Annotated in this window: 7 protein-coding genes; 5 read left to right on the top strand and 2 right to left on the bottom strand. The window is 41.5% G+C overall.

What is annotated here, in order from left to right; genetic code table 11:
• Positions 1 to 36 precede the first annotated feature (36 nt).
• A complete protein-coding gene (locus FXF36_RS06300) occupies positions 37 to 1,128 on the bottom strand; it encodes an acyltransferase family protein (protein WP_167511307.1) in 1,092 nt (363 codons plus the stop codon).
• 232 nt (positions 1,129 to 1,360) lie between these two features.
• Here FXF36_RS06300 and FXF36_RS06295 point away from each other — a divergent pair, with 232 nt between their 5' ends.
• On the top strand, positions 1,361 to 2,881 hold the full coding sequence (locus FXF36_RS06295; RefSeq protein WP_151622983.1) for a radical SAM/SPASM domain-containing protein: 1,521 nt from the start codon (positions 1,361 to 1,363) through the stop codon (positions 2,879 to 2,881).
• Positions 2,882 to 2,929: 48 nt separating this feature from the next.
• Here FXF36_RS06295 and FXF36_RS06290 read toward each other — a convergent pair whose 3' ends face one another.
• Entirely contained in the window at positions 2,930 to 3,562 is a 633-nt protein-coding gene (locus FXF36_RS06290; protein ID WP_151622982.1) for an endonuclease III domain-containing protein, read from the bottom strand.
• A gap of 392 nt (positions 3,563 to 3,954) precedes the next feature.
• Here FXF36_RS06290 and FXF36_RS06285 point away from each other — a divergent pair, with 392 nt between their 5' ends.
• From FXF36_RS06285 to FXF36_RS06270, 4 genes are all read left to right on the top strand, one after another.
• Entirely contained in the window at positions 3,955 to 10,833 is a 6,879-nt protein-coding gene (locus FXF36_RS06285) for a CehA/McbA family metallohydrolase (RefSeq protein ID WP_151622981.1), read from the top strand.
• A 1-nt stretch (position 10,834) separates the two neighbouring features.
• Positions 10,835 to 11,971: a YibE/F family protein gene (locus FXF36_RS06280; protein WP_151622980.1), complete on the top strand. Its 1,137-nt coding sequence runs from the start codon at positions 10,835 to 10,837 to the stop codon at positions 11,969 to 11,971.
• Between the two features lie 189 nt (positions 11,972 to 12,160).
• Positions 12,161 to 12,847 carry an orotate phosphoribosyltransferase gene (gene pyrE / locus FXF36_RS06275; protein ID WP_151622979.1) on the top strand — a complete coding sequence of 229 codons (687 nt, stop codon included), beginning with the start codon at positions 12,161 to 12,163 and terminating at the stop codon, positions 12,845 to 12,847.
• Positions 12,847 to 13,179, top strand: coding sequence for a hypothetical protein (locus tag FXF36_RS06270; RefSeq protein WP_151622978.1), 333 nt, complete (start codon positions 12,847 to 12,849; stop codon positions 13,177 to 13,179). Before pyrE ends, FXF36_RS06270 begins: the two co-directional genes overlap by 1 nt.
• The last annotated feature ends 15 nt before the right edge of the window (positions 13,180 to 13,194 follow it).

Here is a 13,194-nt window from a genome sequence, read left to right as displayed (position 1 = left end):
AAAAATTAAGGCCACCTCATTGAGATGACCTTTGGATTATTTCCCGATTCTTATTTTTCTCCATAAAGCTGTAATACTAACAGATACAACTACAATTACTAGTCCTGCTGGAATAATCATTGGTTTCTCAAACCAAGGTATACCAAGAGTTGTCATAATTCCCTGAACATAGTGGATAACAATCCATTGAACAATATAAATTGTTGGTAGATTGTTTCCCAGATAAGCTACCATTTTTTCTATTGGAGCAAATCTAATATATTTAGAACATCCATAATAAATTGGAAGCGCAATCATAATTACAAATGTTGTGAAAATATAATGCAGGATTGTCTGTGCATAGAACACTCTGCCCGAAAGCATAAACATTGTTTTGATATCTATTCCAGCAAAAATATAAATAACCGATACAAGAATTGTCCCTGTTATACCTGTAAGTAATATCCTGAAATAAAAGCTTCCCTTATCTGTGACACGACGTAGCAAACTAGCAAAAGCCATACCAAGCAAAGGATAATAGAGCCACAGGAAAAGTGGAAATGTTGTAATGTCATTTGTCATGAAGAAAAGCCCAAAGAAATATTGAAGCCATGAACTGCTCATATCAATCTTTGCTAACATCGCACCAGCAATTGATAACACGATAGCAATTATAAACATGACTGGCAGAGAAACTTTACGTCTTTTCATAAGGGCAATTGTAAGGAAGGCCATTCCAGCAAATTGAAGAATACTAACAATAAACAATGACCCTACAATCGTGATTGGAGCAGTAACTCCAAGGGCCATAGCAATAAGTACTGGCACTGTTCCCTTAAAAAAGTTTAAAAGGTAACCATTTCTAACAAGAAGAAGTCCACGGCGAGTCATCTTCGTTGGCTGATTATTCTTTGAATAAACAATACCTACTCCCATCGCAAACATAAAAACTGGTGCCCCAAGTGGACCTGCTAAAAATTCAAGAATTATTCTAAAGAGGTCTGTTGGAATCTCTTCTGCATCAATTACGCTAAGCTGCTCATATGTATGGATTATAACCATAACTATAATTGTGAAAGCCTTTGCCCAATCAAGCTCTTTTTGCCTACCTATGTTTACTACATCCCTACCTATAGTAAAGCCAAACAATCTATTTTCCTCCATATCTATGTGTTTGAATCTTAATCACTATATTTTAAGTCAGCAATGTTCAGAATTATATCATCATAGATAGGATTTTGCCAGTAAATTCAGGTTGATATACATATTTTTAGTAATGTATATCTTTTGTCAACACAACTCAATTGATGATTATTGCTGTATCTGGCTATTCAGCCTACCATTAACTTAAAGAAGGTTATTTGTAGATGGAGGTAGAATAATGGCAAACACAATTGCAAGTATAAAACATTCAATTCAGCGAGAAACTTTTTCTCTTGCTATACACAAATTCTTAAGTAACTTAAATGACAACTCCCACAGAACTGATTACTATCTGCAGCTAATCGATTACGCTGAAAAGTTTTGGGGGAAAGATGGTGCTAAAAAAGAGAGCCTGGATAAAGTTCGAAAGGCATTTCAAAATTCAGATAACCGCTGGGTTAACTTTATTAACAAGGTTATCGATGAATCTAATCCAAAGTATGTTCATAAGATGGCGCTAAATCTCGGATACGAAGCCTTTTTCAGGGGAACTAAAATGATTCGTGCCAACAGAGAAAAATACAATTGCAACATCCCTTGGTTGATATTATTTGATCCAACAATGGCTTGTAATATGCATTGTGTTGGTTGTTGGTCAGGTACATATGGACATAAGGCAAAGCTGAGCTTTGAGGATATGGATAAAATCGTCACTGAGGGTAAGGCGCTTGGTGTTTATGTCTATATGATGACAGGGGGAGAGCCAATGTGCGCAAAGAAGGACATTATTAGACTTTGTGAGAAGCATAATGATTGCTTCTTTGCTGCATATTCAAATTCAACTTTTATTGATGAGGAGCTTTGTAAAAAGGTCGTTGAGTTAGGAAATCTTACATTTATGCTTTCTATAGAAGGCACGCCAGAGACAAATGATAAACGTAGAGGTGAAGGCCATTATGATGCCGTAATGAAGGCCATGGATCTTTTAAAGAAATACGGGATTGTCTATGGCACTTCGATTTGCTATACAAGAGATAATATTGAAGCCGTCACTAGTGACGATTTCCTTCGCTTTATTGCATCTAAGGGCGCACGCTTCGGTTTTTATTTCCACTACATGCCAGTTGGAAACAATGCTGTTAAGGAATTGATGCCTACAGTAGAACAGCGAAGAAAGATGATAGAAAGAATACGTGAAATTCGTTCCGATAAAAGTGACATTGAGTTCTTCCCAATGGACTTTCAGAACGATGGAGAATTTGTTGGTGGTTGCATCGCAGGTGGTCGCAACTATTTCCATATCAACTCCAATGGGGATGCTGAACCATGCGTGTTTATTCACTATTCAGATTCAAACATACGCGAGAAATCTATTTTAGAAATATTGCAGAGCCCGCTATTCATGGCTTATCACGAAGGACAGCCATTCAACAGAAATCATTTAAGACCTTGCCCTATGCTTGAAAACCCTGAGCTTCTCCGCAAGATGGTAAATGAAACTGGTGCGTGCCAGACAAATTTGGAATCGCCAGAATCTGTTGAACATCTCTGTGAAAAAGCCGACGACTATGCAAAAGAATGGGCTCCCGTCGCTGATGAAATCTGGGAAAGTCAGAAGCATAAAACTCCTGTTTATGAAAACTATTGCAAAAATCACAGAGATAATCCTGACCTTGCAGCATTTGAGCAGAAGACTGAGTCAGTGTCTCAACACACGCATAAGATAAAGAAACATAATAATAGACATAGAACAGCATAAATTTGATTAAGGCCGCCTTTCGAGGTGGCCTACTTTTTTTACGTGGTTCTATATCCGCTTTTTGCACACATCCGCAAGACAGCACTTGTCACAGTAAGGTGCTGTGCGTGCGGTGCAGATGGCACGACCATGATCCACCAGACGATGGCATAAATCATTGCCATCTTCTGGTGGTATTATTTTGCGTAAAGCCATTTCGACTTTGGTTGGATCTTTTTCGTTGTCCACAAGGCCGATGCGGTTTGAAAGACGAATGGCGTGGGTGTCGGTTACGATGGCAGGCTGACCAAACACGTCTCCAAGAATCAGGTTTGCGGACTTACGACCAACACCTGGAAGCTTCAGTAAATCCTCCATGGTGTCAGGAACTTTGCAGTCGTAAACATCTCTAAGCATTCTCATGCAGGCCACTATATCTTTGGCTTTTGATTTGCCAAGGCCACAAGGACGTACAATTGCCTCAACCTCAGCTACGTCGGCATCAGCCAAGGCAGATATTGTAGGAAACTTTTCATATAATGAAGGAACGATTTCATTTACTCTGGCATCGGTGCACTGGGCAGCAAGGCGTACAGAGACCAACAGCTTCCATGCATCATCATAGTCGAGGGTGCAGTCGCTGTCGGGATATTCCTTTCTTAATCTTTCTATTACAATAAGAGCTAATTCTTTTTTTCTCATCAGAATCCCCTTTGTGATACTTAATAATTCAACACCTATTTTACCATTGACCCTTAACTGTAGCAAAGTGTCATGTTACTGTTTTATCAGACTAAAGATTTAATTGAAAGTAGCTAAAACACAATTTAAGTTTGGGAATATTATCGGCAACCACTAAAAAGCACAGAACATTGTAAAAATTTTGTACATTATGATGAAATGTGAACATTGTGTGAATTTTCTATTGAAAAGGCGACTATGTAATGTTACTCTAGCATTACACGACATAACGATTTGAAAGTACGATCGACATATACCAAATCATTTAAGCAATTCAAATAATGATGGTTGGGAATGGAGATCGTCTTTTTTGTTGGGTGTGTCAAAAATGTTTAAGGAGGAGAGGATAGGTAATGAAAAAACTGGCTCGTAGAGGGCTTTCTTTAGTTCTTTCTTTATTAATGGTGGTTTCCCTAGCTTACACCGATGTTTCTTTCGTTTCTATGGCTGAAGAGACACATCATATCTGGACTAAAGTCAGTCTATCCGACATCACATCTAGTGATTCTATTGCCATCACAATGACAACTTCTGATGGCGAAACCTATGTATTACCAAACGCATCTACAGGAAAAGCTCCAGTTGCTGTTCAAGGAACAGTTGATAATGGTGCTCTTACAATCGCTGATGGCAGCGACAAGGATTACGCTTGGACAATTACAAAGAATACTGTTGAGGAGAAGGTAGTTAAGAATGCCGTAAGCAATACTGAGGCAGAAGTAACTACAGTTCAGGAATCAAAGGTTTCTGAAGAATCAGCAGAGGAGAAAGAAGAAGCTCCTGCTGAGGAGAAGTCTTCAACAGAGGAGAAGTCTTCAACAGAGGAGAAAAAGGATTCTGAGTCTGAAGAGGTTAAGGGAACTTCAGAGGTTAAGACAGAGTCTGAGTCAAAGGCTGATGAAACAGTAACAGAGGATAAGAAAGCTGATACTGTTGAGAAGGCAGAGACAGAGGAAGTAAAGGACGAGGATAAAGATAAGGAAGAAGAAAAGAAAGAAGAGGAGCAGGAAGAAACTGTTACAAAGACTTTCTATACTATTACAAATGGTTCTGATTATCTTTATACTACTGCAACAAACAATGGTATAAGAGCTGCCAAGGCTCCAAAGGATTTAGTGGGAGCTAAGTGGGATGTTGTAGATGGATATCTTGCTGCTACAGATTCAAAGGATGCAGTCCGTTACCTTGGGGTTTATAACAAGTCAGACTGGCGTGCATACACAAACACTACTGGCAACACAAAGGGCCAGACACTTGCATTCTACAAGCTCACATCAAAGGTTGCAGGCGAGACTGTTACAGTTGCTGCACCAAAGGTTTCAGTAGAGGCAGGCGATGTTGATTTTGGCACAAAGGTTGAGCTTACATGCGAGACTGAAGATGCTAAGATTTACTACAACCTTACAGGCGACGACGATAAGTTCAGCGCTTATAAGGAAGCAATCGAAGTAACAAAGGATACAACAATCTATGCTCAGGCAAGACTCGATGATGAGAAGAGCGAAGTAGCTACTTTCGAGTACAAGCTTGCAGCAGGTTCAAAGATTACAGATATTTCAAAGCTTGATGAGGAGCAGGAATTTGTTCTTGCATTCAATAATGAAAAGGTTCTTTCAACAACTGCTTCAGGCAAGAAGCTTGCAGCTGTTGATACAACAATCAACGAGGATAATCATCTCGCTATCGCTGAGGAGCAGCCTACAATTGCAAAGCTTAAGCTTGTAAAGGCTGAGAAGGACGGCGAGTTTTACATCACATCAGATATCATTGATGGTGATACACTTACAACTAAGTATCTTACATCTGGTAAGACAGGAAGTAGCCTTTTATTCGAGGCAGAGAAGAACGAGTACAGCCTTTGGACAATCGAGTCTGAGGAGGACGGTTCTTTCTTAGTAAAGAATGTAAATGCTGTATATCATGACAAGAAGAAGGACATCGATAAGGCTCAGTACATTGAGTACTACAACGCATTCACAACTTACAGCTATGTGGCTGGTGACAAAAAGGATGCATTCCTTCTTACAGCTTACACTTATCCAACTCTTGGAGAGAAAAAGGATGAGCCTACAGATAACACAATTGGTAAGCTCCTTACAAGAGAGCTTTACGATGGTGATCAGGTAGTTGTTTACTATCCAGCAGGAAAGAAGCTTATGACATCAGAGGCTACCACAAATGGTAAGCTCAAGGATGTAGAAGTTGAAGTTTCAGAGGATGGAACTCTTGAGACAAAGGATTTAAATGCAGCAGTTCTTACAGTTGCAGTTGATGATAACGGCTACTATTCATTCAAGACAGCTGATGACAAGTATCTCACAGGAAGTCTTGTTGAAACAGAGGCAAATGGCAAGACAAAGACTTTAGCAAATCTTGTACTTGCTGATGAGAAGACAGACAATAGCCTTTGGACTCAGGAGGCTGCAAGTGCAGAAGGCAAGTACTACTTAAAGAATGCATTCGCAAAGGTTGGTTCAAGCGTGCAGGCTCTTGAGTACTACAGTGGCTTCTCACTTTATGGATTCAAGGCATCTAACGCTTATGAGTTCAGCTTCTACGCTCTTGAAGAGGGCGAGAAGACAGTTAAGCTTGACTACGCTGAGGACGAGCTTACAATCGCACAGTGGGCAGGAAATGCACACTATGATGATGTTGAGACAGCAAAAGAGTATATCAATGGTGACTTATACGAGACCAACGATATGCTTGACAAGAACGTTAAGTACACAGCAGTTGTAGATGGCAAGTTTTCACAGCCATACACATCTGCAACCAGCACAACAACTGGTTCAACAAGCTTCTATATGGGTTCAACTGGTGTAGCAAAGGCTACTGACTATATGCAGTTTGCACTTTCTACAACAGGTTATGGCAATGCAAAGCTTTCATTCAGAATGCGTGCTTCTAAGACAGCATCAGGTGCATTCCAGATGCAGTATTCTACAAATGGTGAGAGCTTCAAGGATCTTAAGACAGGTACTTATTCATACAAGTACACAGCTTACAAGGCTGGCGACAAGGTTGACGAGAACGGCAAGGCAGTTCAGGAGCCATTCGAGGTTTCTGGTTCAGGTGATATCACAGATGGTATTGCAAAGCCTTCTTTAGCACCTACATATTATGTAAACTTTACATTTGATGTTCCAAATGCAGCAGCAAATGCAGAGAAGCTCTACATCAGACTTGTTCCAACAGGAAACATGGATGCTCAGGGCAAGAAGGAGCCAACAAGTGGTGGAACAATTCGCCTTGACACAGTTAAGGTTGTGGGTAACCCAGTTGTTTCAAATGACATTTGTGGATTTGTTAAGGCAAACCCAGCAGGTGGCGACGTTGCTGAGGGCAAATTAATCGAGCTTACATCAGCAACAGCAGACGCAGACATTTTCTACTCAGTAAATGGCAGCGACTATGCAAAGTATGATGCAGAAAAGAAGGTTGAGCTTACAAAGCTTCCAGCAACAGTTTCTGCATACGCTACAAAAAATGGTCTTACAAAGAGTATCACAGTTAGATATCAGTACACTCAGGCTCAGGTTGCAGCTGTAAAGGCAGCACCAAACGGCGGAGCAGTATTTGAAGGTCAGAAGATTACACTCAAGTCTAAGACTGAGGGCGCAACAATCTACTATAGATATCGTACAGATGAAGAGATTGCAGCTGATGATAATACTTCAGTAGATGAAAACAAATCTGAGGAGTCAGCTTCTGAGGAGAAGGCTGAGGAAGAGCATGATGACTGGGTTGAATATACAGGTTCATTCCAGCTTAAGGAGCTTCCATCACAGCTTCAGGTAAAGGCTACAAAGAAGGGCTATGTAGACAGCGCAGTTTCAACACTTAAGTTTACAAAGAAGCTTAATGACAAGTACAACATTTACTTTGGTCAGATTCACTCACACACAAATATTTCTGACGGTGCTGGTTCACTTAAGGACGCTTTGGAGCATGTAACAAAGGTTCCAAACATGGACTTTACAGTAATCACAGACCACTCTAACTCAATCGACAATGAGAAGGAGTCAAAGATTACAGAGAACGTTGATAAGGCTGATACAGATGAGTGGACATACGCTCACAACCTTGTTAAGCAGTACTCTACAGACAAGTTTACATGTGCATACGGTTATGAGATGACATGGTCAAACGGACTTGGTCATATGAACACCTTCAACACACCAGGTTTCCAGAGCCGTACACAGACAGCATTTAGCACATATTCAACAGCATTAAATAACTACTATGCTGCACTTAGAACTGTTCCTGATTCAATCAGCCAGTTCAACCACCCAGGTACAACCTTCGGTGACTTCCAGGATTTCTCTTACTATTCAGAGGAGAATGACGCATTAATCACAATGATTGAGGTTGGTAACGGTGAAGGAACAATCGGTTCTTCAGGTTACTTCCCATCATACGAGTACTACACTCGTGCCCTTGATAAGGGATGGCACGTAGCTCCTACTAACAACCAGGATAACCACAAGGGTAAGTGGGGCGATGCCAATACAGCACGTACAGTAATGCTTGCTGATACAAATGATGAAAATGCTATCTATGATGCAATGAGAAATTATCGTATTTACGCAACAGAGGATAACGACCTTAGCGTATATTACACACTTGATAACAACATCATGGGTACAATCCTTGAGAAGGATGCAGTAGGTGATACTGTAGAGCTCAAGGCAGAGATTTCTGATCCTACAGATTCAAAGATTGGTCGCGTTGAGGTTATCGTAAACGGTGGTCAGTCAATTGCAGCTCAGAATGTTTCTACAAACGAAGAGACAGTTACATTCGAGGTACCTTCAAGCTATTCATACTACTACCTCAAGATTACAGAGGATGATGGCGATATCGCTGTTACAGCTCCTGTATGGGTAGGTGAGGTTGAGGCTTGTGGTATCAACAAGACATACACAAACACAGTTCTTCCTGTAAAGGGTGAGAGCCTTGATGTAAATGTTGATTTATACAACAATGAGTCAGAAGCTCTTACAATCGACCACATTGATATCGTTCTTAAGGATGTGGATAACAAGGAGACAGAGGTTGTAAGCCTTTCAGGTGAGGAAGCAGGTCTTACATCTGTTGCATCACAGGGTACAGCAACCTATAAGACAGACTTCGTTTATAACGAGGCTGGCCAGGTTACTTACGAGGTAACAGTTTACGCTACATTAAATGGAGTTAAGAAGGTATATACTGATAAGCTCCAGGTTAGCTACGCAGTTCCTGAGATGGTCACAGACGTAATTATCGATGGTACACATTACAATGACTATGTTACTGGCTACTATGGCGGCAACATGTCAGCTTTCATTTCAATCTGCGCTATGAAGAATATCCGCGCTCAGGTTGAGACAAAGGAAATTACACCAGAGATGCTTGAAAAATGCGCATTACTTGTTGTTTCAGCTCCTGCAAAGAAGAGCGGTACAGCAAATGCTGGTGATTACACAGTTTCACACTATAGTGATGAGTTTATTGCTATGGTTAAGGATTATGTAGCAAATGGTGGTTCTGTAATCGTATGTGGTCTTGCTGATTACTCAGATACAACAGACGGCCAGACAGCTACAGAGCAGAACAAGCTTCTTGAAGCTATTGGCGCTACAATCCGCATGGGTTCTGATGAGGTTTGTGACGACACAAATAACGGTGGTCAGGTATACAGAATGTATCCTACTACTTACAATGTAGAGTCAGGCTTCCTTAAGGGCTTAAGTGAAGGTCAGAAATACAGCCAGTACTCAGGCTGCTCAGTTGATATTTCAAATGCTAAGGCTACAGATTTTGTAGACGAGGCACAGTGGCTTGTAAATGGCTTTGATACAACTTATTCAGTAGACTGCAAGGATGCTACTGGAAATGCACAGCCAGGTGCACTTGATAACGGAGTTAAGGGAATCAAGAATGACAACCTTGGCAATGTTACATTCCTTGCAACACAGCATACAAAGGCTGGTGGTGACATCTTCGTAGCTGGTGGCGTATTCATTTCAGACTTCGAAGTAAAGGCAGAGATGGACAACAACGATTCTCTTCCATATACAAACCACACAATCGTTAACAACATCCTTGATGGTGTTACAGTAGAGCTTCCAACAGCTACAATCGCAGAGGCTCGTGCAGGTAAGATGAATGAGGTATTTGCTGTTGAGGGTTATGTAACATCTGGTACCGATAACGAGAACACAACCTTCTTCGACACAATCTACATTCAGGATGAGACAGGCGGTATGGATATCTTCCCATATGCAACAGCAGGTCTTGCAATTGGTACAAAGATGCGTATTGTTGGATATGTTTCACAGTATCAGGGTGATAAGGAGCTCAAGGTTATCTCATCTAAGATTCTTGATGATGAGCCATACGTATGGGCACCAAAGGTAGTTGATACAAAGACAGCTATGGATTATGAGAATCTCGGTGGTCAGCTTCTTCAGACAACAGGTGAGGTTACTCGTGTTGAGTTCAACGATGACGGAACAGTAGCTGAGTTCTGGCTCAAGGATTCAACAGGTGTTGAGGCAGCTATCTTCATCGATGGTTACATCAAGTCTGGCACAACAGGCATTAACACTATTGGTGATTTCGTAAAGGTTGGAGCTAAGGTTACAGCAGCTGGTGTGCTTTACATGCACCCAGAGGGAGATTCTGATGTTTCAGTTCCTGTATTCAGAGTTCGCAACTGTGATGACATTGTTCTTGCAACAGAGGCTGAGCCTACACCAAGCGTAGAGCCAACTCCTACTCCAGAGCCAGAGAAGCCAAGCAATGGCGGAAACAACGGCGGCTCTGCAAGTGCTAACATTAGCAAAGTAGTTAAGGCAATCACAAACGTTGTTGATAAGGTAGTTGATGCAGTCCTTGCTCCAATTGAGAATACACCAATTGGTAAGGCACTCAGAGGAATTGTTAACAGACATAGAGCTCGCAGAGATGCAGTTATCAACAATAATACAGAAGAGGCTGTTGAGGAAGCTTCAGAAGAAATTGTTGCAGGTGCAGAGATAGAAGAGGATACTACTGAAGATGTAGCTGAGGCTTCACTTGATCCACAGCCTGAGACAGTTACTGAGGAAGAGACACCAGCAGCTGGTGAAGAAAAGTCATTCCCAGTAGTGCCAGTTGCAGCTGGTTCTGTTATAATCTTAGCAGGCGCAGCAGCAATCTTGGCTAAGGCAGGCAAGTTTGCTTGGTTATCAAAACTGTTAGGAAAGTAAAATGAAAAACGAACTGATAATTAAAATTGTATCAGTCGTAGTATTTTTGGTCTTAAGTGTTGGCGTAATAATTTATGCCAACACCGACAGACCTAAATATACCATTACAGAGAGCTCTGGCGTCGAATATGAGACTGCTAGAGTTCTTTCTGTTTTAGAGGATAATACTACGATTGATGCTGATGTAGAAAATGTAAAGAAGGGTAGCGCTGAGCTTGAGGTTGAAATCCTTACTGGCCGTTATAAGGGCGATGTTTGCAAGGTTACAAACTATTTCAGTGCGCTCTACAATGTGGATGTTTCAAAAGGGGATACAGTCAGTGTCAGAATTGACACCAGTGATGTGAATGAATACACCATAAGCATTTACAACTACAACAGAATCCCACTTACCATTGGGCTTGTCGTAGTGTTCTTTGGTGTACTTCTGTTGCTAGGTGGAAAGCAGGGATTGAAGGCATTTATTGGACTTGTGTATACGGTAGTTGCCATAATCTTTGTGTTGCTTCCACTCACATTAAAGGGGGTATCGCCGATTCCTCTTACTATCGGAATTGTATTTGTCACATCGGCAGTATGCTTTTTGCTCATTGGTGGAATTCAAAAGAAAACAATTGCGGCAGCACTTGGCTCCCTTGCAGGAGTTTTGATTGCAGCATTTCTTGGAGCAATAGCAGCTAAGGTGGGAGGTGTTACAACCTTCCAGATGGACGAGGCAGAAGCATTGTTACTTGTAAAATCGACTAATCCTATTCAGCTTAGAGGACTGTTCATCAGTGGAATTCTAATTGCTGCCATGGGTGCGGTAATGGATATTGCGATGTCCATTTCTTCAGCTATCAGCGAGGTCCACGAGGCAAACTCAAAGCTTGGCTTCAAGGACTTATTTGCCGCAGGTATGAATATCGGACGTGATGCTATGGGAACTATGGCAAACACCCTGGTGCTTGCATACGTTGGTGGAGCCTTGAATATGATGGTGCTCATCTATTCTTATGGCGTATCCTTCACCCAGCTTATTAACACCGACTTCGTAGCTATCGAGCTCATTAGAGCTATAGCAGGCTCAGTCGGTATCATTGGCACCGTGCCATGCGTAGCAGCAATTTCAGCGTCATTAATGTCTCGTGAAAAGTAAATAATGCTAATGTATTTGAAGGTGTCAGGTAATACGTTTACCTGGCACTTTTTTTAGTGAACCGTGAAAAGTATTCAATGAGCTTGTAAGTGTAACCAGCGGACTTTGGAGTTTTTTAGTTGTTATATTGAGGCGGGTATGGTACAATCTGAGAGGTTTTAAATTGCAGTGTTTTATAGGAGAATACTTATGGAAAGCTACAAGTCAGAATTTATAGAGTTTATGGTGGAGTCTGATGTCCTCAAATTCGGTGATTTTACACTGAAATCAGGGCGGAAGTCTCCTTTTTTTATGAATGCGGGAGCCTATGTTACAGGTAGCCAGCTTACCCGTCTTGGCGAGTACTATGCAAAGGCTATTCACAATGCCTACGGGGATGATTTCGATGTGCTTTTTGGACCAGCCTACAAGGGCATTCCACTTGCAGTAATCACAGCTGAAGCGTTCTACAAGCTTTACGGCAAGGAGATTAAATATTGTAGCAATCGTAAGGAAGAAAAGGACCATGGTGCAGACATGGGTTCACTCCTTGGCTATAAAATAAAGGATGGCGACAGAGTTGTCATGATTGAGGATGTTACAACCTCAGGCAAGTCAATGGAAGAGACAGTTCCAATCGTTCGCGCACAGGGTGATGTTGAAATCGTTGGTCTTATGGTTTCACTTAATCGTCAGGAGGTTGGTCTTTCAGGAGACAAGTCAAAGTCAGCTCTTGATGAAGTTGCTGAGACTTATGGTTTCAAGACAGGTGCCATCGTTTCAATGGACGAGGTCGTGGAGCATCTTTGGAACAGAGAGTGCCAGGGCAAGGTAGTCATCGATGACGAGATGAAGTCTCGAATCGATGCATATTATAAGGAGTACGGAGTACAGTAATGGGAAGAATTCGTCCTCATAGGCGCAGCTCTTCGGGCAATCAGCTGAAGGCCCTTCCGGTTGAGGCTATGTATGCTTCAGGAGTTTCGCTTTTTACATTAGTTATATATGGCGCAATAATCGGCGTATCTGTTTATATGAAGGGTGAGACACCAAACTTCATCGGTGGTATCGGAATGCTTGGCTTTTTTGTTGCGCTGGGGTCACTTATTTTCAACATCGGTCAGATGAAGACAAAGACCGAGATTAAGTACCGCGTTACCTGCCTGTCTATCAGCGCAGTGACACTTATTATTTGGATTACACCAATTGTACTGGGGTTAATAAACTAAGGGAGAATTTTTAGA

Source organism: Pseudobutyrivibrio xylanivorans, from assembly GCF_008935055.1.
In the GTDB taxonomy this organism is placed as follows: Bacteria; Bacillota; Clostridia; order Lachnospirales; family Lachnospiraceae; genus Pseudobutyrivibrio; species Pseudobutyrivibrio xylanivorans_A.
The sequence above is the reverse complement of the archived record's forward strand: the minus strand, read 5'-3'. Positions and strand labels throughout refer to the sequence as shown.